General features: G+C 54.0%; 20 protein-coding genes. 2 read left to right on the forward strand and 18 right to left on the reverse strand.

Annotated elements, in window-relative coordinates:
* Positions 1 to 167 precede the first annotated feature (167 nt).
* Positions 168 to 1,466 carry an MFS family transporter gene (locus J9880_RS11270; RefSeq protein WP_119822929.1) on the forward strand — a complete coding sequence of 433 codons (1,299 nt, stop codon included), beginning with the start codon at positions 168 to 170 and terminating at the stop codon, positions 1,464 to 1,466.
* Positions 1,467 to 1,497: 31 nt separating this feature from the next.
* Here J9880_RS11270 and J9880_RS11275 read toward each other — a convergent pair whose 3' ends face one another.
* The 5 genes from J9880_RS11275 to trxC all read right to left on the reverse strand — a co-directional run bounded on the left by J9880_RS11275 (position 1,498) and on the right by trxC (position 7,346).
* Positions 1,498 to 1,845 (reverse strand): YfiM family lipoprotein, encoded by a 348-nt coding sequence (locus J9880_RS11275; RefSeq protein WP_095923439.1) that lies wholly within the window; start codon positions 1,843 to 1,845, stop codon positions 1,498 to 1,500.
* Positions 1,846 to 1,906: 61 nt separating this feature from the next.
* The gene (gene pssA / locus J9880_RS11280; protein ID WP_162928559.1) at positions 1,907 to 3,262 is read right to left on the reverse strand and encodes a CDP-diacylglycerol--serine O-phosphatidyltransferase; all 1,356 of its coding nucleotides are present in this window, start codon (positions 3,260 to 3,262) and stop codon (positions 1,907 to 1,909) included.
* 84 nt (positions 3,263 to 3,346) lie between these two features.
* Positions 3,347 to 6,061 (reverse strand): bifunctional acetate--CoA ligase family protein/GNAT family N-acetyltransferase, encoded by a 2,715-nt coding sequence (locus J9880_RS11290; RefSeq protein ID WP_232769335.1) that lies wholly within the window; start codon positions 6,059 to 6,061, stop codon positions 3,347 to 3,349.
* A gap of 31 nt (positions 6,062 to 6,092) precedes the next feature.
* Positions 6,093 to 6,797, reverse strand: a complete 705-nt coding sequence (locus J9880_RS11295; protein ID WP_095923432.1) for a tRNA-uridine aminocarboxypropyltransferase — start codon at positions 6,795 to 6,797, stop codon at positions 6,093 to 6,095.
* A gap of 129 nt (positions 6,798 to 6,926) precedes the next feature.
* On the reverse strand, positions 6,927 to 7,346 hold the full coding sequence (gene trxC / locus J9880_RS11300) for a thioredoxin TrxC (RefSeq protein ID WP_232769336.1): 420 nt from the start codon (positions 7,344 to 7,346) through the stop codon (positions 6,927 to 6,929).
* Between the two features lie 244 nt (positions 7,347 to 7,590).
* On the opposite strand from trxC, the gene J9880_RS11305 reads away from it, so the two are divergent.
* Entirely contained in the window at positions 7,591 to 8,694 is a 1,104-nt protein-coding gene (locus J9880_RS11305; RefSeq protein WP_095923430.1) for a tRNA/rRNA methyltransferase, read from the forward strand.
* A 75-nt stretch (positions 8,695 to 8,769) separates the two neighbouring features.
* Here J9880_RS11305 and emrB read toward each other — a convergent pair whose 3' ends face one another.
* The 13 genes from emrB to J9880_RS11370 form a co-directional block, all read right to left on the reverse strand.
* Positions 8,770 to 10,266, reverse strand: a complete 1,497-nt coding sequence (emrB, locus tag J9880_RS11310; RefSeq protein WP_229921262.1) for a multidrug efflux MFS transporter permease subunit EmrB — start codon at positions 10,264 to 10,266, stop codon at positions 8,770 to 8,772.
* A gap of 56 nt (positions 10,267 to 10,322) precedes the next feature.
* On the reverse strand, positions 10,323 to 11,498 hold the full coding sequence (gene emrA, locus J9880_RS11315; RefSeq protein ID WP_095923425.1) for a multidrug efflux MFS transporter periplasmic adaptor subunit EmrA: 1,176 nt from the start codon (positions 11,496 to 11,498) through the stop codon (positions 10,323 to 10,325).
* Between the two features lie 25 nt (positions 11,499 to 11,523).
* A complete protein-coding gene (locus tag J9880_RS11320) occupies positions 11,524 to 12,978 on the reverse strand; it encodes an efflux transporter outer membrane subunit (protein WP_095923423.1) in 1,455 nt (484 codons plus the stop codon).
* A gap of 23 nt (positions 12,979 to 13,001) precedes the next feature.
* The gene (mprA, locus tag J9880_RS11325; protein WP_095923421.1) at positions 13,002 to 13,523 is read right to left on the reverse strand and encodes a transcriptional repressor MprA; all 522 of its coding nucleotides are present in this window, start codon (positions 13,521 to 13,523) and stop codon (positions 13,002 to 13,004) included.
* A 174-nt stretch (positions 13,524 to 13,697) separates the two neighbouring features.
* On the reverse strand, positions 13,698 to 14,036 hold the full coding sequence (gene ygaH, locus J9880_RS11330) for an L-valine transporter subunit YgaH (protein WP_095923419.1): 339 nt from the start codon (positions 14,034 to 14,036) through the stop codon (positions 13,698 to 13,700).
* Positions 14,026 to 14,787 carry an AzlC family ABC transporter permease gene (locus tag J9880_RS11335; RefSeq protein WP_095923417.1) on the reverse strand — a complete coding sequence of 254 codons (762 nt, stop codon included), beginning with the start codon at positions 14,785 to 14,787 and terminating at the stop codon, positions 14,026 to 14,028. Before J9880_RS11335 ends, ygaH begins: the two co-directional genes overlap by 11 nt.
* 174 nt (positions 14,788 to 14,961) lie before the next feature.
* On the reverse strand, positions 14,962 to 16,146 hold the full coding sequence (locus J9880_RS11340; protein ID WP_195818108.1) for an MFS transporter: 1,185 nt from the start codon (positions 16,144 to 16,146) through the stop codon (positions 14,962 to 14,964).
* 186 nt (positions 16,147 to 16,332) lie between these two features.
* The gene (gene proX / locus J9880_RS11345) at positions 16,333 to 17,328 is read right to left on the reverse strand and encodes a glycine betaine/L-proline ABC transporter substrate-binding protein ProX (RefSeq protein WP_095925211.1); all 996 of its coding nucleotides are present in this window, start codon (positions 17,326 to 17,328) and stop codon (positions 16,333 to 16,335) included.
* Positions 17,329 to 17,352: 24 nt separating this feature from the next.
* On the reverse strand, positions 17,353 to 18,309 hold the full coding sequence (proX, locus tag J9880_RS11350; protein ID WP_408637235.1) for a glycine betaine/L-proline ABC transporter substrate-binding protein ProX: 957 nt from the start codon (positions 18,307 to 18,309) through the stop codon (positions 17,353 to 17,355).
* A 284-nt stretch (positions 18,310 to 18,593) separates the two neighbouring features.
* Positions 18,594 to 19,787 carry a glycine betaine/L-proline ABC transporter permease ProW gene (gene proW, locus J9880_RS11355; protein WP_232769337.1) on the reverse strand — a complete coding sequence of 398 codons (1,194 nt, stop codon included), beginning with the start codon at positions 19,785 to 19,787 and terminating at the stop codon, positions 18,594 to 18,596.
* On the reverse strand, positions 19,784 to 20,980 hold the full coding sequence (proV, locus tag J9880_RS11360; protein WP_095923406.1) for a glycine betaine/L-proline ABC transporter ATP-binding protein ProV: 1,197 nt from the start codon (positions 20,978 to 20,980) through the stop codon (positions 19,784 to 19,786). The genes proW and proV overlap by 4 nt, the downstream gene beginning before the upstream one ends.
* Before the next feature lie 587 nt (positions 20,981 to 21,567).
* The gene (locus J9880_RS11365) at positions 21,568 to 22,281 is read right to left on the reverse strand and encodes a response regulator (protein WP_095923404.1); all 714 of its coding nucleotides are present in this window, start codon (positions 22,279 to 22,281) and stop codon (positions 21,568 to 21,570) included.
* Positions 22,274 to 23,926: an ATP-binding protein gene (locus J9880_RS11370; protein WP_232769338.1), complete on the reverse strand. Its 1,653-nt coding sequence runs from the start codon at positions 23,924 to 23,926 to the stop codon at positions 22,274 to 22,276. The genes J9880_RS11365 and J9880_RS11370 overlap by 8 nt, the downstream gene beginning before the upstream one ends.
* Between the last annotated feature and the right edge of the window lie 180 nt (positions 23,927 to 24,106).

Below are 24,106 nucleotides of genomic sequence, written 5' to 3' on the forward strand. Positions count from 1 at the left end.
TAATACAGCCTTAATCGCGCTTCCCGTCACAAAAAACGACGCAACTCCAGGTAATAACCAAATTAATTTCCCTTATGTATTCATTCGTTGCTTAACTCAATATTTCTAATCGAATAATAAGTAGCAGCCTCACACATTCCGAGTGAGCGTTGTCAGGAGAAAGTAATATGATGGATACTCTGGGATCCCAGCCTGATCATCACGATCAGCAAGATAAGAAGAAACGTATTTTCGCTATTGTGGGGGCATCTTCAGGAAATCTGGTGGAATGGTTTGATTTCTACGTCTACTCTTTTTGCTCGCTCTACTTTGCCTCTTCATTTTTCCCCAGCGGAAACAGCACAACTCAGTTATTACAAACGGCGGGTGTTTTCGCTGCCGGGTTCTTTATGCGTCCTATTGGCGGATGGTTATTTGGCTATATCGCCGATAAACACGGCCGCAAGAATTCAATGATGATTTCGGTCTGCATGATGTGCTGCGGTTCACTGGTCATCGCCTGTTTGCCTACCTACGCGACGATAGGTAGCTGGGCACCCATCTTATTGCTCATCGCCCGTCTGTTTCAGGGGCTTTCTGTCGGTGGGGAATACGGCACCAGTGCCACGTATATGAGTGAAGTGGCGATTAAAGGCCGACGCGGCTTTTATGCTTCTTTTCAATATGTGACGCTGATTGGCGGGCAATTACTGGCTCTTCTGGTGTTGGTAATATTGCAGCAAATCTTCTCGAATGATGAACTCAAATCCTGGGCATGGCGGATTCCCTTTGCACTGGGTGCTGTGCTGGCTGTCGTCGCCTTATTCCTGCGTCGTTCACTGAATGAAACGTCGGATAAACAGACCCGTGAACACAAAGATGCAGGTACGCTTTCAGGATTATGGAAGCATAAAAAAGCGTTCATGATGGTACTGGGATTTACGGCGGCAGGCTCTCTGACGTTCTATACCTTCACGACATATATGCAAAAATATCTGGTGAATACTGCCGGAATGGATACCAAAACCGCCAGCGCATTAATGACTGTCGCCTTATTTGTCTTTATGTGTTTACAGCCCATTATTGGCGGACTGTCGGACAAAATAGGTCGCCGCAGTTCAATGCTGATATTCAGCGGGCTGGCGACCGTATTCACGATCCCGATTTTATATATTTTGCAAACCGTTACCAGCCCTTATATCGCGTTTGGCTTGATTGTTTTGGCGCTGCTGATCGTCAGTTTTTATACCTCAATCAGCGGATTATTAAAGGCAGAAATGTTCCCGCCGGAAGTCAGGGCACTAGGCGTGGGATTATCGTATGCGGTGGCGAATGCTGTTTTTGGCGGCTCGGCGGAATATGTCGCGCTGACATTTAAATCCTGGAATATAGAGGAAGTCTTTTTCTGGTATGTCTGCGTAATGTGCTTCATCGCGTTGATTGTTTCGATGAAATTGCATCGCAAAGGTAAGGAAATACAGCTGTAATTTACGCAAAAGAAAGTGCAGGGACGCACTTTTAATAACGGGTCAGATGATACGCGCTGTACCCGGTGGCGGCACCTGCAATATCCCAGGCGAAATCTTTCCAGCTCCAGCCACTGCCTCCTTCCCGGCTGTCGTACAGCTCTTTGGTTGCGCCGAGCCCGACAGAAAACAGCAGTCCGAATGAACGGCTGCGCGCTTCATTCCAACCCTGATGATCACCGTAGGCCGTGCCTGCTGCGGCTAATACTGCTGAACCGACAAAATGTTCTGCCTTATCTTTTCCGGTCCACGGATCATTCGCATAATGGGTACATCCGCTGCATCCCAATATCAGCGCGATAAAAGATAATCTGAAGGTCACAATAGAACGTTGAGTCATAACGTGGAATTCCAGATAAAAAAAAGCCCGATCAGAATAATCAGGCTTTCAGTATAGCCAATTACAGGATCCGGCTGATTAATCTGTCAATACGTATTCTGCGCAGGCGCCGGATGAGCTTACGGACTTTAACCGGGTAATTTGGAATACTTTCCAGTTCCATATAATGAGAAACCACATGCGTATGCTGGCGAATTTCTTCCAGCTCTTTATGTCGCGCTTCTGCGAGTTCTTTATGCGGATCGTGGATAAGAATGGCATTCTCAAGATCCAGACGCCAGGCGCGGGGATTGAGGTTATTTCCGGTGATCAGCTGCCAGCGGTCATCCACCCACATTCCCTTGAGGTGATAGCTGTTATCGCCGTCTTTCCACAGGCGAACTATCAGCTGTCCGCTGTCAACAAAACGTTGTAAACGGCTCAGGAAGCGACGCAGGTTAATCTCGTACAAATACGGCAAGGCACCGATAATTTTAAACGGCTGATCCTGCGGGATGTAAAAATCGTTCGCGGTTTTATCACCGACGATAATTTCGACCTGCTTTCCACGTCGCAACAGATGAATAATATTGCGTGCCAGCATGGCAGGCATATTGAAATAAGGCGTACACAGCGTCAGCTTATGATCCGTACTGGCCATGAGATGGTGGATAGTCCGGTTCAGCTCATTCTGCTTCCCAAGACCGACAATCGGCGTCACCGCCAGCTCATCATTTCCTGCGCTGTCCTTGAAATGATATCCACTGGTGCGGAGGTTTTGGCGGAACTGACGCGTTTCGTTTTTGATCTCAATGCTTTTTGGGCGATCTTCACGATCAAGGCGCTGAACGGCAGCCGCGGTCAGGATCGATTTTTTCATAAAGTCGATCATGGTATTTGCCAGCGGTGCGTTGGTCAGTAACTGATAGCGGTCGTAGCGGTATTTTTCATGGCGATGCAGATAAACATCATTGAGGCTCGCACCGCTGTAAATCACCTGATCGTCAATCACAAAGCCTTTGAGATGCAAAACGCCCAACGCTTCACGGGTATTGACCGGAACGCCGTACACCGGCACGGAAAGCTCAGGGTGCTCTTTAGCCATGCGACAATACCAGTCAGCATTGGTATTTGCTGCAGCCGCGCCAATGCGGCCACGCTGAGCGCGGTGCCAGTCAACCAGCACACAAATCTCCAGTTCCGGACGCTGCTGCTTAGCGGCATAGAGCGCCGACAAAACATCACGACCGCCATCATCGTTCTCTAAATAGAGCGCGACCAGATAAATCCGTTGGGTGGCGTGAGCAATGGCTTCGAGCAGCGTCTTACGGAAATCTGCAGGGCAGTAGAGCGTTTTTACAGCATCAACCGTTTGGGGGAGTTTAGGCAGTTGAGCAAGGTGTTGTTGATGTTTATTACGTTTAAATTTTGACAACATCACAGTGCGCTTCTTCTCTCTTCATGTAATGGCTTTAGCGGCACAAGCAGACGATGGTAACCGCACAATCGGTCGATAATACCATTAGTCCTGTCCCATGTGCGCATCTTTTGCCTGTTCATGGCGCAGGCTCACGGTTTTCTGCTGTGAAATGCGGGTCTTTTCCAGTGTCAGTGAGAGGTTCACAATGCCGTCCTGGATCTGAATATCGACGTCGAATTCCAGTTTTCTGGCCAGCGTGATCATGCCACGGTTATTGGGCATGGTAATGCCGGTCAGACGTTGCAGGCCGTGCTCTGCCGCGTAATGGATCATCTTATCAAGCAGTCGCCTTCCGAGTCCCAGACCTTTCAGATCCGACCGCACCAGTACCGAGAATTCAGCATCAATATTATCCGGGTCTGAGACCGCCCGGGTGACGCCAATAATTTCGTTTTCATTATTCACAGTGCGAATGGCGACGAAGGCCATTTCCCGGTCATAGTCGATCTGGGTCATGTTCGCTAAATCTTCATGCGTGAACTCATTGATCTCACTGAAGTAGCGGTAATACAGATCTTCTTTGGTTACTTTCAGTATAAACGCTTTCAGCAGCGGCTCGTCCTCCGGCAGGATAGGCCGGAACAATGCGGGTGAGCCGTCTTTCAGTATCACGCGCTCTTCCAGTTCACGCGGGTAGGGGCGGATCGCCAGCCCTGATGCCGTTCCCTGCGCTGACAGCTGCATCGACACATCCAGCAGGCTGAGTTCACTGCCGGAAATCAGCAGGGGATGGATATCCAGTCGCTGGATTTCCGGGCAATCGATAATCAGGTTCGAAACATTCACCAGCAACTGACTCAGTGCCGGAATATCCAGAGGATGCAGGGCATTGCGGCCGCGGATTTTGCCGCTTTTGAGCGCCTGAACCACCTGATAACGCGCCAGCGTCATGTTCAGCGGTGGCAGGGAAATCACCGCCTGTCTTTCAGGAAGCCAGTCAGTACCGCCTTCGGCCAGCATGATCAGCGGGCCGAAGACCGGATCCTGTTCGACCACCACACGGAGTTCCTGCGACCCAGGCCGGTTCGCCATGGTTTGCACCAGCAGTCCCTGGATCCTTGCCTGCGGAAAAGCCTGTCTGGCGCGGTCAAAAATAGCGTTGGCGGCCTGCTCAACTTCGGCCGGTGTACGCAGATACAGCATGACGCCCTGAACTTCAGAATTATGCGGAATATCCGGGGAGCGCAATTTCAGTGCCACCGGATAACCCACCTGACTGGCGATATTAACGGCTTCGGCACTGTCGCTGGCAATCCATGTCGGCAGCACATTCATGCCGTACGCCTGCAATATCGCCCGGACCTCATGCGTATCCAGTTGCGTGGTGCCTTCCGCCAGCGTCCGGGCGATCAGCTGATGCGCCTGATCGGTGTTTTGTTCCAGATCCGCCGGAAGCGCCGGGGTTTCCTTCAGCTGTTTCTGGTTGCGGCGATATTCCACCATGTGCATAAACGCGGTCACCGTGCCTTCCGGCGTGCGGTAGGTCGGGATCCCGGCTTCGGTGAACAGCTTGCGGGCTTCCTGCGACGAAAACTCCCCGCACCAGTTGGTCAGCAGCGTGATGTATTTGCCGCGTGAATGCTTCTGGACGGCGTCAATAAGATGACTGGCGGTCACTGTGCCATGTGCCGCTGCGCTGGGCGCGTGGATCACCAGCAGCGCATCGTAATCGGTGCTGTCGAGCAGTGCGGTCATTACCGCCTGATAGAGCTTTGGCGTGGCGTCATCGTGTAAATCCAGCGGATTCGAGACGGCGATATTGTCAGGCAGAACGGCACTCAGTGTTTTACAGGTCTCATCACTCAGTTTCGCCAGTTTGCCGTTACGGGCAAGCAACTGATCCAACGCCATGGCAGCCGGAGCGGCACCGTTACTGATGATAAGTAAACGCTCACCCCGCAAAGGCCGCATATGACTCAGGGTTTCGACGGCGGAAAACAATTCATGGGTATCCTGCACGCGCAGCAAACCGGCGCGCTGGATCGCTGCATCATAGGCGGCATCGAGGCTCAGCGGGCTGTTGAGTAATTGCTGCGCCTGACCGCTGCGACCACTTTTGATCACCAGAATCGGTTTATTACGGGATGCACTGCGCGAGGCGGAAAGAAAACGCCGCGCATCGCTGATGTGTTCCAGATACAGCAGAATGGCGCTGGTTTTACTGTCGCGGGCGAGGAAATCGAGCAGGTCGTCCACATCAATATCCAGGCTGTCACCCAGCGACACGAAATAGGAAAAACCCACGGCGCGCTGCTGTGCCCAGTCGAGAATGGTATTGGCGACGGCCGCCGATTGCGAAATAAACGCCAGCTTGCCGGGAAGAATGGGCACGGGTGAAAAACTGGCATTCAGTTTTTGCCAGGGTGCGAGAATACCCAGACTGTTGGGGCCGAGCAGGCGCATCGAAAAACGCTGGGCGCAGGTTTTCAGATCGGCGAATTGCTGCGGCTGTGAGGAAAGCACAATGACGGTTTTACAGCCCCGCTCACCGAGCTGTTCGAGCAGCGCAAGATTACGGTCAGCGTGGGTACAGAGAATGGCGAGATCGGGCGACATCGGCAGACTGGCGACATCCCGCCAGGTCAGTACGCCGCACACCGCGCGATAAGCGGGCGTAACCGGCAGCACGGGGCCATTGAATCCGCTGTCGAGCAGATTACGCATCATCAGATATCCGGCCCGCCCCGGTTTATTGCTCGCGCCAATGACCGCGATAGATTCAGGTCGTAATAAGGCTTCCAGTCCGCGCTGACTCATAACGTCTCCGGTTCATCATCTTCCCATGATTCTAGAGGCTTTCTTCGTTCTTTGCTGTGAGCTGATGCACCGGATGATGGGGTTTCCCGGCCAGATACTGGGTGCGGAAATGGGTAAAGTGGCGTGAAAGGCCTGCCGAGGCGTCGAGATCACCGGCTTTTTCCAGCAATGCGGCGGCCACTTCGACGGTGCAATGCAGTTCCGGGCGTGAGGCTTCACGCAGGATATAGCCGGAGCTGGCGCTTACATCGAGAGAGAAAACCGGCAGATTATCCAGATACGGGCTTTTGCGGAACATCTTGCGGGCTTCGTTCCAGGTGCCGTCGAGCATAATGAACAAAGGCGGTTTGCTGCCTGCCGGCACGTCGGTAAACACCTGACGCGGCGGTTCGGCGAAAGAAGCCGGAAACACCACGTAAGCCTGACGTTCCGGGTCGGCAATCGCTTCCAGCAGCGCCGGATCGGTTTGCGTGCGTGACCACAAAAATGCCTGAGTATCCGGCAAGACATCTGCGATTAACCGGCCGGTATTGCTCGGTTTCATCGGCTCAGTGTCAAACATCACCAGACAAAAACGGCTGGCGGCCTGATGGATTTCGCGGGTGGCGCAGATGCAGTTACGTTTGGGTAACAGGCACGACTGACAGCGGATGGCCCGTGAACCACGCGCAAGAAAAGGGCGGGTGGATCGGGCTAAACGCTGCTCACGCAGGCGAAGGACGGCGTTGTCTGACATAGGCATTCCGGTATGCGAAAAACGGCTATTCTAATCGCCCGGCAGCAGCAGGCAAGTGGCTTGTGTTCTGAACGGAAAAAGGCCCGTGCGGTGACGGGCCTTCGGCAGGGCTTTATGATGGCTTATGCGTTACAATGATTCATTAAGCCAGTTGTTGAACGGCGCTTTAGGCATGGCACCACTCAACATATCGACCATTTTGCCTTCATTAAACACCATAATGGTCGGAATACTGCGGATACGGAACCGCGCGCTCAGTTCAGGTTCAGCTTCGGTGTTCACCTTGATGAAGCGGATTTTACCGGCGCGTTCCTGAGCCACATCTTCAAAAATTGGCGCGAAGTTAACGCAAGGTCCACACCACGGTGCCCAGAAATCGATGACCACCGGCAGATCATCCTGCAGGTATTTATCCAGCGTGGCAGCGGTTGCGTGAACCACATCGCCTTCAAAAAGTGCATGACCGCAGCGACCGCATTTTGCGCCGTCGTCGATACGATCCTCAGGCAGGCGGTTGGTGGACTGACATGATGAACAAACCGTATTCATAAAATAGCCTCTACATTGCTTAACGTGAGAATGGTATCAACCACAACCCCGGTTTTATCCTTAAAAACGGTAAAGAACACGGCTGATATGTTGCTTGTATGTTGTAAGTATGGGGTTGGTACGTCACGTAAACAACGTGGTTTATTCAATGATTACGATAGTTTTTAGCTTTTGGTCCAAAGCCTGTGGCGTAGCTCACAGACATCAGGTAATCTTCGCGCCCTGCGCGTAGGTGGAGAGAAAAATGAACGATTCATTCAGTGGCAAGAACGGCAAAGTCAAAGTGATGTACGTCCGTAGTGACGACGACGGCGATAACCGCAATAACGATAAACGTCCTTCTAACAATAAAGGACGTCCGGGCGATAAACCTCGCCAGGGTTCCCGTCCAGACGATGCCCGCCGCAATGAGCGTCGCAGCAGCGATTCCCGTGGTGATTCCCGCGGCCCGGCACCACGCCGTGGTGATGATCGCCCGCGTCGTCCTGCGCGTGACGACGACGGCCCGTACTCTTCGCCGTGGAAAACGGTCTCCCGTCCACCGGCGGATGAATCCGTCCCGGATCACGGCGGTATCAGCGGCAAAAGCTTTATCGATCCTGAACAGCTGCGTCGTCAGCGTCAGGAAGAAACCCGCGTGTATGGCGAAAACGCCTGTAAGGCCCTGTTTGCCAGCCGTCCGGACGCTATCGTCCGTGCATGGTTTGTGCAATCCGTGACCCCGCGTTTTCGTGAAGCACTGCGCTGGATGGCGGCGAACCGCAAAGCCTACCATGTGGTTGAAGATGACGAACTGGCGAAAGCGTCCGGTACCGAACACCACGGCGGCGTGTGTTTCCTGATCAAAAAACGTCAGGGTCTGGATGCAGAAACCTATCTGCAAACGGCTCCGGCGAAAGACTGCGTACTGGCGCTGGAAAACGTCGGTAACCCGCATAACCTCGGCGGTATCATGCGTTCTTGTGCGCATTTTGGTATCAACGGGATGATGGTTCAGGATCCGGCTCAGCTGGAATCTGGCGCGGCAGTCCGTACCGCGGAAGGCGGCGCGGAACACGTTAAAGCCATCAGCGCGGATAACTTCCTTGAAGTGCTGGAAACCTTCCGTAACGCGGGATACACCATCGTGACCACGTCCAGCCATAAAGGTACGGCGCTGGGCAAAGCACAGTTACCGGCCAAAATGGTGCTGGTGCTGGGTGAAGAGAGCGACGGTTTGTCTGACAGCGCCTGGCAACAGGGCGACCTGAGCGTGTCAATCGGTGGTACCGGCAAAGTGGAAAGCCTCAACGTTTCCGTGGCATCCGGTATTTTGCTGGCAGAATGGTGGCGTCAGAACCAGGCATAATTGCCCGGTTTCAGCCATAAAAAACGGACGCATAATGCGTCCGTTTTGCTTTCTGACATTCAGGGAATACCTGACTCAGTGCGCGCCACCGGCTCCGCCACCACTGGTGAATGGCGGTCGGGCGAACCAGATCAAGACCAGCAGCACCAGGAATGCGCCGCCGGATAACCAGAAAATCTCATTGGCAGAGATGATAAGTCCCTGATTCGTGATCTCCCGCGCTATCCAGCCTGATGCCTGCTGATGGCTCATCCCGATGCCTTCGAGCTGCTGATAGGTCTGCGTCGCCGCCGGATTAAACGGCGTGATGTTTTCCGTCAGCTGCGCGTGGTGCAGCGATTCACGGTTCGACCACAGGGTTGTGGTGATCGACGTACCAATCGAACCGGCCAGCGTACGGATAAAGTTCGACAAACTCGATGCCGCCGCCATACGTTCAGGCGGTAAGCCGGACAGAATAATGGTGGTCAGTGGCATAAAGAAGCAGCCGACCGCGAAGCCCTGAATAAACTGCGGCCACGCTGATGCGCCAAAATCCATCCCCGGTTCGAACGTATATGCACGCCAGAAGAAGCAGTAGGCGTACATGATAAAGCTGAAGGTCACCAGCTTTCGCATGTCCAGACGGTGCGCGAAACGCCCGATAATCGGCGACATCAGTACCGGTAAAATCCCTACCGGCGCGGACGCCAGACCGGCCCAGGTGGCGGTATACCCATAGACCTCTTGCAATAGCTGCGGCAGCAGGACAATCGCGCCGAAGTAGAGCATGTAGGCCAGGCTGATACACAGCACGCCAATGGTGAAGTTTCGCGATTTAAACAGTGACAGGTCGACGATCGGATGGTCGTCGGTCAGTTCCCAGACCACAAGGAAACAGAGCGCGACCACTGCCACGACCGCCAGCACGATAATTTCCGTCGAGTTAAACCAGTCGAGTTCTTTACCCCGGTCGAGCATCACCTGCAAGGCACCGATACCCAGCACCAGCAGCACCAGCCCGACACTGTCGATGGGTCTGATCTGCGTGGCGGTTTCGCGGCCCTTCAGTGTTCTCAGCGTCAGGAACACCACCGCAATACCGATCGGCACGTTGATAAAGAAGATCCAACCCCAGTGATAGTTATCACTGATATACCCGCCGAGGATCGGCCCGCAGATCGGGGCGACGATCACCGTCATCGACCAGAGCGCGAGCGCGGTACTTCGCTTGGCTGGCGGATAGTTATTCAGTAACAGACTTTGCGAAAGCGGGATCAGCGGACCTGCCACCACGCCCTGCACCACACGGAAGAAAATCAGCATTTCCAGGCTGGTCGACATACCGCACAGCCACGATGCAATTGCAAACAGCACCGTTGACCACAGGAAGAGTTTGACCTCACCAATGCGTTTTGCCAGCCAGCCGGTGATCGGGATTGAGATGGCATTCGCCACCCCGAACGACGTGATAACCCAGGTGCCCTGCGAGTTCGAGGCACCCAGATTCCCGGCGATGGTCGGGATCGCCACGTTGGCGATCGTCGAGTCCAGCACCTGCATAAAGGTAGCCAAAGACAAAGCCACCGTCATCCAGGCCAGCGGGGCGCCTACCAGCGGTTTATTTGCCACGAAGGCCTCCGGATGTTTTAGCCTGCATTGGCATGGATAACGTCAGCAATAATGGCGTTGACCGGTGCCAGATCCAGTGTCAGCGCGGTCGTCTGATACAGCGGTTCGCTGCGGACTTTATCGGCCAGCACCAGACCCTCACGATTCTGCGTATCAACCGTTACCAGCGTCGATAAACCGATACGCAGCGGATGTTCAGCCACTTCCTGATCGTTAAGTTCGATACGCACCGGCAGGCGCTGAACCACTTTGATCCAGTTGCCGGTGGCATTCTGTGCCGGTAACAGCGAGAACGCGCCGCCGGTGCCCATGTCCATACCGACGACTTTGCCGTGATATTTCACGTCATCGCCGTACATGTCACTGACCACGGTCGCCATCTGGCCAATACGCATATTTGCCAGCTGGGTTTCTTTAAAGTTAGCGTCGACCCAGATGTGATGCGCCGGAACCACGGCCATCAGGGAGGTTGTCGGGCTAATTTGCTGACCAATCTGTACGGCACGACGTGAGACGAAACCGTCAATCGGGCTGCGGACTTTGGTGCGTTGCAGGGCAAGCCATGCATCGCGCACCTGAGCGGCGGCCTGAAGAACCTGCGGCTGCTTATCGACCGGCGTATCCAGAATCATCGCCTGATTGGCGTTGTATTGCTGAACGGCGACATCGTATTGCGCTTTCGCGGTATCGACGGCGTCACGGGCGTGTTGCAGTTCTTCACGGCCAATCGCATCGACATTACCCAGCACGATGCGGCGCTTGAGGTCAGTCTGCGCCTGTTGCAGTTGCGTCTGACGCAGCGCGATATTGGCCTGATATTGTTTACCGTTGATGATCAACTGATGCGTCTGACGCACGCTGTTCGCCAGCGCCGTTTTTGAGCGTTCGAACGCCTGCTCTGCATCGGTCGGGTCGATGGTCACCAGCACGTCACCTTTTTTCACAAAGTCGGTGCTGTCGAAATTGACGTCGGTCACGCTACCCGACACCTGCGCCATAATCTGAACCTGATTACCGGCCACATACGCATCGTCGGTGGACTCGAAATGACGTAACACCAGCAGCCAGTAGAACAGGTAGGCGATGGCAATAATAATGAAAATCCCGGTTAACAAGAGCATCGCGACTTTGCGCGTTTTCTTCTTATTTTTCGGAGCTTGCGGCGTTGCCTGAGTATCGGCATTTGCGCTCATGGTCTTCTCCACACTGAGTCTTTTATTATGATTTTTGGTCCGCAGCCGGGGCCTGATAGCCACCCCCAAGCGCACGGATGAGACTGATTTTTGCCTGCATCAACTGACTGCTGGCCGTAAGTTGCGCCTGTTGTTGTTGCAGAAGCGCTGACTGGCTGGTTAACAGCTCATCCCGTCCGATGACGCCAGCGTTGTATCTTGCATCCGAAACGCGATACACCTCATCCAGCGATTTAGCGGCAGAAGACGCCTGCTGCAATTGTTCAGCGCTGCTTTTCGAGACAGTAATGGCATCCGCAGTTTGCTGGATGGCGTTCAGGATGGTCTGGTTATACGACTCAACAGACTGGTCATATAACGCGGACTCTTCGCCCAGTTTGGAGCGCAGTGCACCGGCGTGGAAAATCGGCAGCGAAATGGCGGGCGCGATATTCCAGGCGGTACTGGCCGCTTCAAACAGATTCGGGCTGGTGCCGCCGTAATTGGTGGTCGTCAGACCGCCGAAGGCACTGATGGAAAGGCTGGGATAAAATTCTTTTTTCGCGGCACTGACACGCTGGGACCAGGATTCCACCAGATCACGCTGTGCAGCGATGTCCGGGCGTTTGCCGAGTAAATCCAGCGTCAGCTCCGCTTTCGGTGCCAGCGCGTCAGGGGAAGGCAGCGCCACGGCGTGCAGTCCGTCCATTGCATCCGGGCCACGTCCGGCCAGCGCAGAAAGCTGATGTCGCAGCTGTTCTGTCTGCGATTTCAGATTGATGATCTGTTGTTTGGCGCTGTCGGCCTGCGCCTGGGTTTGTTGCGGAATTTCAATGCCGTACACGCCTGCCTGATACTGCGCTTTGCGCAAATCGGCCAGACGCTGATTGTTATCCACTTCGTGTTGCAGAACATCCTGCAAAGCAAGATTGGCCTGCAACGCATAATAGGCTGACGCCACAGAACTGGTCAGCGTCAGAGCGGCTTCAGCCTGTTCGGCACGGGCGGAGTCCACCTGTGCTTTCGCGGCATTCACCTGATTGCGGTATTTCCCCCACCAGTCAAACTCATAGCTCAGATTCAGCCCGAGGCTGTTGCTGCTGTCGTAAATTGGCGCTTCGGGATAGCTGGTCAGGAACGGCGGGATCGTGTTTTTTGCCACACGTTCACGACGCGTTGAACCATTCAAATCCAGATAAGGGCCATTGGCGGCATTGGCTTCTCCCATCACGCTTTGCGCTTCGCGCACGCGGGCGGCGGCCTGACGCAATGAAGGCGAATTCTGCAACGTCGTGGTCATCAGATTATCGAGTTGCGGGTCATTCAGACTGCGCCACCACTGAGGGCCGAGGGTCAGGGAACTGACTTTTGCCTGCTGCAGATGAAGCTGTTGCGTATCCAGCAGCGACGACTGAGGAGCAATATTATTACCGGAGGCGCAGCCAGCCAATATCAAAACGGCAAACAGCGGCGTAAGCCTCCGGCGAGCTTGGAGTGACATGTGTGGTTTACCTGAACTGAAATCTAGAATTGTTGTAGTGCTGTCGCATCCATCTGATCAAGGCGGGTTAACAGTTTGCGCGTCAGGGTTTCTAACTGCTTCTGTTCATCGGCGTCTAAGGTCGACCAGAGAAAATGCAGGCTCTTATGTTGAGGCGGCAGTAACTTCTGAATAAAGGCTTCACCGTCGGGCGTCAGGTGCAAATGCAGGCACCGGCGGTCGTTATCGCTTTCACGGCGTTCGATCCATCCGCGCTTTTCCAGCTCATCCGCAATACGGGTGGCGTTGGTGCGTGAAGAACCCAGCGCAGAGCTTAGCTCAGAAGGCTGAATGCTGTGACTTTCCTGCGCATCAAGAGTCAGTAACGCCATAAACAGCGTTTCATTAATCCCTTGTGCTTTCAGCATTTTATTACGGTTTTCAAGCAATTTACTTTGCATGTGCATACACAGGCGGGTCAGCAGAATTTCCTGATAAGGGAAATCTTTTTGCTTCTTAGCCCGGAAATTTAACATGTTTTCAATTGGCGCGAATGAACTGTCCATATGAGAAGCCTCATTAGTTACGAATGACATAGTAACGACGGTAATTAATAATATCAATGTCATGAATCACCAATTCTTTAGCAATTAGTGTTATTCATAACTCCGGTGAATTATTCGATGTTTAATGTATTAGGCAGAGTTTGCCCGGTTGTTGCTTTACGGTAAAAAATAGCCTCATCCCGCCAGCAGCATCACCTTGAACACCAGGCCGTACACCACAGCGCCGGTCAGTGTGGCAATAATGATGCTTTTGGTTCGCCAGAAAATCAGCGCGAGCACCACAAAACCGGCCAGTGAGGGCAGCAGTTTTTGCGGATCGCGCAGGATTTCAGGCGTGCTTGACACCACCAGTAGCGCGCAGATTGAGGCGATACCAATGCTGTCGAGCACGCGGGATAACGGGCCACTTTTCAGTCCTGATTTCTGTCGTGCGCCAAGACGCAAAGGCAGATACCGGAACAGATAATTGACGGTGCCGACCAGCAGACACACCAGAATGACATCAGTGCTCATCTGAGGTGATCTCCGTGGCAGAAGGGGATACCGGACGTTGCAGCAGGGCCGCAATGCACCCCGCGCCCAGACCGCAACCGATGGCGGCGGGGATCGACCCGAACAGCAGCCCGCCCAGCGCACCGGCCAGCGAGGCAACAAACACCAGGCTTTGCTGGCGCTTAAACGCCGCCAGCAGAAAACTCAGGAACAGCGCCGGTAACATAAAGCCGAGTGCGGCTTCGATGGCCGGGAAATTCTCAAGCGGACCATTACCGAACAGCGCACCTATGGCGGTGCCGAACACCCACGAAAGCCAGGAAGACAGCGCAATGCCGCACATCCAGTTTTCGCTCCAGCTGCGTTTATCGCGGATCAGTTTGGCGGTGGCGGCCGCGAACACTTCATCGGTCAGGCCAAATGCCCAGAGTGCGGTTTTTCTGCCATTGAGTTTGCTCACCAGCCGGTTACGCAGCGACGGGCCGTACAGCACGTGACGCACATCCATCGCCATCACGGTCAGGGCGGAAACCCATAACGACATCCCGGCACTGAGCAGCGCGGTGATCACAAACTGGCTGGCGCCAGCATAGATGAGAATGGAAAACAGCAGACTTTCAGCGGGAGTGAAACCCAGTTTGACTGCACTGAGTCCGAAGGCAAACGCGACAGGCACATAGCCAATCACAATGGGCAGGCTATCGGTAATACCTTGTGCGAAGGTGGAAACACGGACGGGGTCGGGTGCTTCGAGATCTGGATTGGTTTGCATGGGTGTTTAAAACATTGTGAAACCGGATGGTTGCCGGCGAATAATTCATGGCGTAAACATTACCAGACTGTAAGTATCGTTAACACCCTTTGGTTCAAATAAATTTCTCCAATGATTATTCGCAAGCTAATCAGGAGGGGTGATGGTTCCCTCCTGATGTAGTTTCGTACGTTATCAGGCCAGCGTGTACTTATGGCCTTTCCACCAGACCAGTAAATTCAGCACACACATGAGGGTGCCTGCTGCCGAGACCCCGTACCAGCCCGCCGCCTGATAGGCCGAAGCGGATACCAGGGAACCCACTGCACCGCCAATAAAGTATGTCGTCATGTAACCTGCGGTCAGGCGGTTACGCGCTTCCGGCAGGGTTTTATAAATCACACTTTGGTTGGTGATATGCACTCCCTGAACCGAAAGGTCCAGAATGATGATGCCAATAATCAGCGAAATCACTGAGTGCTGCCCGTACGCAGTGGCGGCCCACGACAGCAATAACAGCACCAGCCCGACCGTGGTGGTCAGATGCGCTTTGCCCTTGTCCGCCAGATTGCCTGCACGGGTCGCCGCCAGCGCCCCGGCAGCACCCACCAGGCCAAACAGACCAATGACGCCTTCAGAATAGTGATAGGCCGGACCCGCCAGCAGGAACGCCATCGACGTCCACAGAATGCTGAAGTTGGCGAAGCAGAACATGCCAATCAGCGCACGGGTGCGTAATACCGGCGTATGGATAAACAGCGTAAAAATGGATTTCAGCAACTGCGGATAATTCAGATCGGTTTTCTGATGATGCTTTGGCAGCTTACGCCACAGCACCAGCGCCATCACGATCATCAGCCCACTGGCGACCCAGTACACCGTCCGCCAGCCGCCCAGCGACGCCAGCGCACCGGCAACGGTTCGCGCCAGCAGAATGCCCAGCAGCAGGCCGGACATAATCAGCCCGACGACTTTACCGCGACGCTCCGGCTCCGCCAGTGTGGCGGCCAGCGGCACCAGAATTTGTGCCACGACGGAGAACAGTCCGGTCAGCGCCGTCCCGACCAGCATGATGGTCAGCGTCGGTGCCATCGCGGTGATCAGCAATCCGGCAGCGGAAAGCAGAGTCATCAGCACAATCAGCCCGCGACGTTCAAACATATCGCCGAGCGGCACGATAAACATCAGGCCGCAGGCGTAACCGAGCTGCGCCACAGTCACAATAAAACCGGCCTGATTGACCGACAGGCTGAACGCACGCGCAATGGTGTCGAGCAGCGGTTGCGGATAATAGTTACTGGCGACGGCAAGCCCGGTGGCCACCGCCATCAGAATAATCAGCGCCGGGCTGAGCGGAGAATGTGTGGTCGTTTTTTTCATAATGAGACTTAACGGATCTTATTGAAGGAGCAGGGAAATGCGAAAGACGATTATCGTTTTGGTTGAAATATTAAACCAATGAATAGTTTTAATGGCAACTATCTGATTTTGTAATAGACATGTTCACACAAAAAAACGGGCGGAGATTTCTCCCCGCCCGCTGGTCTTACTGAGTCTGTAACGGCGTTATTTTGCTGCTGCGGCGGCTTCTTTTACCCAGCCGTCGAACTGTTCCTGGTGGGCTTTGATCCAGCCGTCGGTCTGTGCATCGATATCGGCTTCTGAATTTTTACCGGCATGCATAGCGGCGTTCTGCGCATTGATGTCTTTCAGCGGCAGTTTCATGATGGCAAACAGTTTTGCCGCCGCCGGATTTTTCTCAGCCCAGGCTTTGTTCGCCACGATATGCATGGTGCTCACCGGGAAACCGTAGTTTTTGCCGTTTGGCAGTTTGGTATCGGCGTTTTTATCCCCCGGCACTACCGAGAACGGCACCTGCATCCACAACACGTCTTTGCCCGGGATCAGGACATTGCTGACCCAGTACGGCGTCCAGGTGTAATAGAAGATCGGTTTCCCTTCTTTGTAACGGGTGATGGTGTCGGCGATCATCGCAGAGTAGTTACCCTGATTGTGGGTCACGGTGTCTTCCAGACCGTAGGCTTTCAGCTGCTCATTCAGCGCCGCTTCACAGCCCCAGCCCGGCGTACAACCGGTCAGATCGGCTTTGCCGTCACCGTTGGTATCAAACAGTTTCGCCAGTTTCGGATCTTTCAGCTGTTCGATATTGGTGATGTGGTATTTCTCGGCGGTTTTCTTATCGATCAGCCAGCCCTGCGCGGCACCGGTCACGTAGGTACCTTCACGATAAAACACCTTGTCGCCACCGGCGGCTTTGTACATTTCATCATGCAGCGGCGACCAGTTGACGGCGGTAAAGGTCGCGTCACCGGCGGCAAGGGTGGTGTAGCCGACGTTGTAATCGACTTCGCGGGTCGGCTGAACGTCATAGCCCAGTTTTTCCAGCGCTTTATTCACCAGCTCGGTCTGAAATGTCTCTTCACTGATGGTGCTCTGGATAGGTGTCACGGTGACCCCTTTACCCGGCAAATCGGCGGCGAAGGTGGTGGCTGTGGCAAATGTTGTGAGGGCGGCAACCGCCCAGATTCCTGTCTTTTTCATAAATTCCTCAGATTTTATCATGCGTTATTTTGCTGCAGCGGCAGCTTCTTTGATCCAGCCATCGAAGGTCGCCTGATGTGCTTTGATCCAGCCATCAACGTGTTGCTGGATATCCTCAGAAGACGATTCCCCTTCATGCATCCGCAGGTTTTGCGCATTCACGTCGGCCAGTGGCAGTTTCATGATGGCGAACAGCTTCGCGGCCGCCGGGTTTTTCTCCGCCCAGGCTTTGTTCGCCACGATGTGTTCGTTATTGACCGGGAAGCCATAGTTCTTGCCGTTCGGCAGCGTGGTATCCATGTCTTTCAGTGAACCCGGATTCGCCGAGAACGGCACCGTCAGCCAGACCACGTCTTTGCCCGGTTTCATTTCGTTGCTGACCCAGTACGGTGTCCAGGTGTAATACAGCACCGGTTTGCCGGATTTAAAGCGGGTGAGGGTATCGGCGATAATGGCCGAATAGTTGCCCTCGTTTTGCGTCACGGTATCGCTCAGGCCGTACGCTTTAATTTGCGTATTGATCACCTGACCGCAGACCCAGCCCGGATTACACCCGGCCATATCGGCTTTGCCGTCGCCGTCGGCGTCAAACAGTTTGGCGATTTTCGGGTCTTTCAGCTGCGACAAATCGTGGATGTGGTATTTTTCGGCGGTCTTTTTGTCGATCAGATAACCCTGCGCCGCGCCGCCAATAAAGGTGCCCTGACGGTAAAATTTCTGGTCGCCACCGGCGGCGGCATACATATCTTTTTGCAGCGGATCCCAGTTCACAGCCATGTAAGTGGAATCACCGCTGGCGATGGCGGTATACGCCACGTTGTAATCCACTTCGCCGGTTTGCTGAACGTCGTAGCCCAGTTTTTCCAGCGCGCGGTTAACCAGTTCGGTCTGGAAAGTTTCTTCTGCAATGGTGCTTTGCAACGGTTTAACGACCACGCCTTTGCCCGGTAAATCGGCGGCGAAAGCGGCGGGAGTCGCCATGGATACTGCGAGGATGAGTGCTTTGATCTGTGTCTTATTCTGAGTTGTGCGCATGGTGAACCCTTATTCTTTTCCTCTTCATCATTCAGGCTGCCTCTGCGTTGGCTGCCTTCATTCACCCCGGTCACTTACCAATGTAAGCTCCCGGGGATTCATTCAGTTGCCGCCTTGATGCCGCCCGAATGATTTTGAGGATTGTTTATCAATACGTAAGAGTGGACTGCGTTGTTTTAGCTTTTGAGAGTTCCCGGCAGCGAACCGCCGGGAAAAATGCAGTGTGTGGATCAGGCTTTCTTCGTGAAAGGCTTCATCACCAGACCGACAGGACCGCGGGTGAACCAGCGGTGACCGCCTTTACTGCGGCTGTCGCGACCCATTGACTGGGTGAGACGGTCGAGAATAATGGCGAGGATAACGATACCCGCGCCACCGACGGACGCCAGACCCATGTCCAGACGACCGATACCGCGCAGAACCATCTGACCCAGACCGCCAACGGCGATCATCGAGGCGATCACCACCATCGACAGCGCCAGCATCAGCGTCTGGTTAATACCGGCCATGATGGTCGGCATCGCCAGCGGCAACTGAACTTTAAACAGCATCTGACGCGGGCTGGAACCAAAGGATTTCGCGGCTTCGATCAGATCTTCCGGCACCTGGTTGATACCCAGAATGGTCAGACGTACCACCGGTGGCAGGGCGAAGATAATCGTCACCACCACGCCCGGCACGTTACCGATACCAAACAGCATGACGATAGGCACCAGATAGACGAACGCCGGTGTGGTCTGCATGGCATCCAGCAACGGCCTGATAATTTTGGCCGCCTTCTGGCTGCGCGCCAGCCATATCCCGAGCGGAAGGCCGATCAGAATACAGAAGAACAGCGAGGTCAGAACCAGCGCCAGCGTCACCATCGCCTGTGACCAGGCACCGATCGCACCGATCAGCACCAGAGAAACCAGCGTGGCGGCACCCATACCGAAACCGGCCATCTGCCAGGCCAGCAGGGCAAAGACCAGGATCGCAATCGGCGCAGGCAGAGATTCCAGACCGTGCTGGAAACCGCTGAGAACGAAATCGACCGGGACACGGATCCCCTGGAACACCGGACGGAAGTTGCCGACCAGCCAGTCGATCCCGTCGGTGACCCAGCGGTCGAGCGGGATCAGCGTGCTGTGGAACGGATCGAGAATATTAAAATGCTGATGATGTTCCGGTGCGACGCTCAGCCAGTCGTTGGTCTGCGCGGCGGCGTGGTGCGTGGCATCCGGTGTGCTGGTCGCGGCATCGCTGCCGCCGCCCCACGGATCACTGCTGCCCGCATCGGCTGGCGCGGCATTTGTGGCGGCATCCGCCTGAGGCGCAACACCGCCGCTGGCGTTGTCGGCACTCCACGGATCCACCGAAGGATCTAACGTTTGTGCGGCCTGTGCGTGCTGAGTAATGGTGTTATTTATGGTTGAAGTGCTCATTCGTTACCCCCTTCTTTATCCAGAGCCTGAAGCAGCATGGCTTTGGAAATAATGCCGATATAGTTATTGTCCTCATTGATCACCGGCACAGCGCAAGGCGCGGCGGCGACATGAGAAATCAGTTCGCTGAGCGGCATGTCTGCCTGCACCGGTGCCGGAGATTCCAGCAGGGCGCTTTCCAGCGGCTGATTGGCTTTCAGCGCGGTTTTCAGCGACTCGATCGACACCACGCCGATGAATTTCTGTCCACGTTCAAGCACATAACCATATTCGCGGTCTTCGTCTTCCAGCAGCTTGAGGGCGGCACGGGGACCAAAACCGGGGGTTTTACGAATTAGCGCGCCACGACGGCGGGCAATGTCTTTGGCGCTGAAGACCTGACTGATATCGACGCCACGGAAGAAGGTGCGCACATAGTCATTGGCCGGATTGTTCAGAATGTCTTCCGGTGTGCCGACCTGCACCACTTCGCCGCCCTGCATAATGGCGATGCGGTCGCCGATACGCATGGCTTCGTCCAGATCATGGGAAATAAACACGATGGTGCGCTGATGCTGAGCCTGAAGCTTCACCAGCTCATCCTGCATTTCGGTACGGATCAATGGGTCGAGCGCTGAGAAGGCTTCATCCATCAGCAGAATGTCAGGGTTGTTGGCCATGGCGCGGGCTAAACCGACACGCTGGCGCATCCCGCCGGACAATTCATCAGGATAGGAGTTGGCATAGTTTTCCAGCCCGACCTGACGCAGCGCGTCAATCGCTTTGGCATTGCGCTCCTCCACCGGCACACCGGCGAGTTCCATACCAAACGCGGTGTTGTTCAACACGGTCAGGTGTGGCATCAGCGCAAAGGACTGAAACACCATACTGATTTTACTGCGGCGCACCTGGCGCAATTTTGCTTCTGAGATTTTGGCGATGTCTTCGCCGTCGATCAGGACTTCGCCACGGGTGGGCTCTATCAGACGATTGAGAAGGCGTACCATGGTGGATTTACCGGAACCGGATAACCCCATGATGACGAAGATCTCGCCTTCTTCAATGGCCAGACTGGCATTCTTAACGCCAAGTGAAAGACCGGTTTTCTCAAAAATTTCTTCTTTACCCTTGCCTGCGTCAATCATCTTGAAAGCGCGATCCGGGTTTTCGCCAAATACCTTATAAAGATTCTTTACTTCGATTTTAATTGCCATGCAATGTGCATTCCTTGGATATAAATAGCCGTATCGGCTCGATGTCTAGTTTTTGTGTTGGACCGTATAAGATTTTGCCTGTAACAAAATAGTGAACGGCATATACCCTAACACATCGACATTCTGAGACAAGTCTCAATGTTTCCGGAGGATATTCGTGATTGTGTTTCTGGTGGCGTATTTATCTGTATTTTCACTGTTTAATTTCGGTAAGAATGCGCTGACAATTAATGACAAATTATCTGCTATTCACATTTTCGATTTACGCCTAATTTCCGGCTGTGAATCTTTGTCGGAAATATAACTAATATATTGATTTTAAATGATTTAATAACTTGTGACTTTGTGGGGGTTTAGAACGGGATAATTGCGTGATCCATCGGGAGATAATGCAAATTTCCCGATGCGGATTTACAGGTGTAAATAGAGATTTCAGAATTGCGTGAAAGCCGCAAATTTACCGGTTGTCTGAAAGCTGAATGCACAGCGAAATAACGACGTGAAACAGGGGGGAGGGCGGAAATTTGCCGGTGAGAACACCGGCAGAGGGCGTGAAATGCGTCACGCAAAACCGCCATAATTCGGACTCAGGATGCGGATTTTTCTCCGTCTGCTATTTTGCGATACAGACGCCTCGGATGGCCGATATTTCCGTACTGCATCTCCACGGCGATAAAGCCAATTTCCACGCAATATTCCAGATACCGGCGGCCGGTGGTTTTGCTGATCCCCACTTCTTCCACCACCTGTTCCACGGACCAGCTGACGTCAGGTTTTGCGGTGAAAGCGCGCTGAACCAGTTCCAGCGTATTCGGCTCGATGCCTTTGGCGGAAGGGGCTGACGGCGTATCAGTGGCGGGCAGATTAAACAGTTTATCCAGCGCCCGCTGATCGACCACTTTGACACTGCGCAGGGTTTGCACCAGTTGCATAAAGCGTTCGAGCGAACTGCGCAGACGATGGAATGACACCGGCTTGATGATGTAATCGAACGCGCCGCTGCGCATAGCCTGACTGCAGGTTTGCATATCACTGGCCGCCGTAATAAAAATCACCGAGCAATCGAAGCTCTTCAGTAACGGGCTGTCGATCAGATCCACGCCCTGACCGTCCGGCAAATAGTTATCCAGTAAAATCAGTCGCGGCTGATGCAACCGCAGCAGGGAACGCGTCTGCTCCAGCGTGGCGGCGATGCCCACCACGCGCAGATTGAAATTTTGCTCGATAAAATCCCGGTGCAGACCGGCCAGATGCGGCTCATCTTCCACAATCACGACATCGAGTGCGCTGCTGTTATTCATGTTTCATTCCTGTTGACGCATCCGCCGGATACGGGATAAAGACGGAAAATATCGTACCTTGCGGCGTATTGTCTGAGATTTCGATGCTGCCACCGGCCTGACGGACGTAACCCGCCACCAGATACAGCCCGATACCATGTTCCGCGCCGGTGGCCTGATGGTCGTCTGACGGCTTGGTGGTGACGCCCTGTTCGAACAACCGCGGCTTCAGGGCGTCATCCACGCCGCTGCCCTGATCCGCCACTTCTATCAGCAGTTCGTTATTGCGGTCTGAAATATACAGTTCCACCGGAGAAGAGGGCGTCAGGGCATTGAGCGTGGCGTCCGTGGCGTTATCAAGCAGATTACCGATCACCGACATCAGCTCGGTTTCGCTGATGGCCGCCGGAATGCGGATCAACTGACAGGCGGGATCGAAACGCAGCTCCACGCCTTTTTCCCGCGCACTGACGTATTTCCCCAGCAACAGGCCACACAGCGCCGGTGAGGTAAAACGGGCGGAGACGAAATCCAGTACCGCCTGCGCGCCTTCGGACTGCGCCTGAATGTAATGCATGGCGTCGTCGTAACGCTGCATTTGCAGCAAACCGGCCAGCGTGGCGGTCCAGTTCAGTTGCTCGTGACGCATGATGCGCAGATTATCCGCGTAGCGTTTCACCTGACTCAGCTGGCTGCTCAGGGTATTGATGTCGTTTTTATCGCGGAAACTGAATACCCAGCCGCTTTCCGCGCCGGGTTCCAGCTCAATCGGCACGCGGTTGACGATCACCTGCCGCTGATTGAGCACGGTAATCTGATCATGCTGGCTGTTGTTGTCACTGATGCCACTTTGAGTAAAGAACGCTGGCGGCGTGTGCAGCACTTCCGCCAGAGGTTTACCCAGCAGTTCGTTTTCGGGCTGGCGGATATCGAGTAACTCGCGCGCGGCCCGGTTAATCAAAATCAGCTGCTTTCCGGCATCAATCGCGAATACGCCTTCATACATGGCTTCCAGTAAGGCTTTTTGCTGGCGCACCAGCAGGGCGATAGCTTTTGGCTCCAGCCAGAACATCTGTTTTTTGACGTTGCGGGTAAATATCCACGAAAAAATAAACAGCAGTAATAACAGCAGCAAGCCGTATAACCCGGCCTGCGCCAGACGGTGACCATTAATATTGTCGATATAAGAGGTGAGATAACCGACGGAAACAATCCCGATCACCCGGTTATTGTCATCGAGGATCGGCGCCTTACTGCGTAATGACACCCCGATACCGCCCTGCCGCACGGAAATAATGGTTTTACCGGCCAGCACTTGCGCGTTATCACCGCCAATCATCGGCAAATCGATGCGCTCCGGCGATTCTGAATGATAAAGATGCAGCTCGCGGGTATCGCCGATCACGATATAACTGGCATCGCTTTTATCGCGTAAGGGCTGGATAAGTTTCGCGATGCCGGGAATATCACGCGCCAGCACTTTCTGCGCCAGCCCCGGCATCAGCGCGATCTCACTGGCCTGAACGCGGGCGCGTTGCCCGAGATCGTGATGCAACTGACGGTCGATGATGTGAAACAAAATAGCGCCCAGCAGCACCAGCAACAGGCAGGAAAATACCACCAGAGACAAAAAGAGTTTTACCTGAAAAGGTAATCTGAATTTCATACGACCTGCTGCAACACGAATCAAAGACACACATTGAATAAGCGTATCACGGCGAAATGAGGGCGGTAATCGGACAAAGACAGAGTTGTGAACAGGCAATAAAAATAACGATGAATTCTCACAGTAATAACAGGGTTAATAGCGGCTTTTACTACTAATCTGATAATCCTTATAAAACAA

The organism is Rahnella victoriana (genome assembly GCF_021276285.1).
Lineage (GTDB): Bacteria > Pseudomonadota > Gammaproteobacteria > Enterobacterales > Enterobacteriaceae > Rahnella > Rahnella victoriana.

Bases quoted from the DNA above. Each gene is read 5' to 3' on its own strand.
- J9880_RS11305 (WP_095923430.1), top strand. From the start codon at position 7,591: ATGAACGATTCATTCAGTGGCAAGAACGGCAAAGTCAAAGTGATGTAC.
- J9880_RS11275 (WP_095923439.1), bottom strand. From the start codon at position 1,845: ATGACTCAACGTTCTATTGTGACCTTCAGATTATCTTTTATCGCGCTG.
- pssA (WP_162928559.1), bottom strand. From the start codon at position 3,262: ATGTTGTCAAAATTTAAACGTAATAAACATCAACAACACCTTGCTCAA.
- ygaH (WP_095923419.1), bottom strand. From the start codon at position 14,036: ATGAGCACTGATGTCATTCTGGTGTGTCTGCTGGTCGGCACCGTCAAT.
- proV (WP_095923406.1), bottom strand. From the start codon at position 20,980: ATGGCAATTAAAATCGAAGTAAAGAATCTTTATAAGGTATTTGGCGAA.
- trxC (WP_232769336.1), bottom strand. From the start codon at position 7,346: ATGAATACGGTTTGTTCATCATGTCAGTCCACCAACCGCCTGCCTGAG.
- emrA (WP_095923425.1), bottom strand. From the start codon at position 11,498: ATGAGCGCAAATGCCGATACTCAGGCAACGCCGCAAGCTCCGAAAAAT.
- J9880_RS11365 (WP_095923404.1), bottom strand. From the start codon at position 22,281: ATGAATAACAGCAGCGCACTCGATGTCGTGATTGTGGAAGATGAGCCG.
- J9880_RS11320 (WP_095923423.1), bottom strand. From the start codon at position 12,978: ATGTCACTCCAAGCTCGCCGGAGGCTTACGCCGCTGTTTGCCGTTTTG.
- proX (WP_095925211.1), bottom strand. From the start codon at position 17,328: ATGAAAAAGACAGGAATCTGGGCGGTTGCCGCCCTCACAACATTTGCC.
- J9880_RS11270 (WP_119822929.1), top strand. From the start codon at position 168: ATGATGGATACTCTGGGATCCCAGCCTGATCATCACGATCAGCAAGAT.
- mprA (WP_095923421.1), bottom strand. From the start codon at position 13,523: ATGGACAGTTCATTCGCGCCAATTGAAAACATGTTAAATTTCCGGGCT.
- J9880_RS11290 (WP_232769335.1), bottom strand. From the start codon at position 6,061: ATGAGTCAGCGCGGACTGGAAGCCTTATTACGACCTGAATCTATCGCG.
- J9880_RS11295 (WP_095923432.1), bottom strand. From the start codon at position 6,797: ATGTCAGACAACGCCGTCCTTCGCCTGCGTGAGCAGCGTTTAGCCCGA.
- emrB (WP_229921262.1), bottom strand. From the start codon at position 10,266: ATGACGGTGGCTTTGTCTTTGGCTACCTTTATGCAGGTGCTGGACTCG.
- J9880_RS11335 (WP_095923417.1), bottom strand. From the start codon at position 14,787: ATGCAAACCAATCCAGATCTCGAAGCACCCGACCCCGTCCGTGTTTCC.
- J9880_RS11340 (WP_195818108.1), bottom strand. From the start codon at position 16,146: ATGAAAAAAACGACCACACATTCTCCGCTCAGCCCGGCGCTGATTATT.
- J9880_RS11370 (WP_232769338.1), bottom strand. From the start codon at position 23,926: ATGAAATTCAGATTACCTTTTCAGGTAAAACTCTTTTTGTCTCTGGTG.
- proX (WP_408637235.1), bottom strand. From the start codon at position 18,309: ATGGCGACTCCCGCCGCTTTCGCCGCCGATTTACCGGGCAAAGGCGTG.
- proW (WP_232769337.1), bottom strand. From the start codon at position 19,787: ATGAGCACTTCAACCATAAATAACACCATTACTCAGCACGCACAGGCC.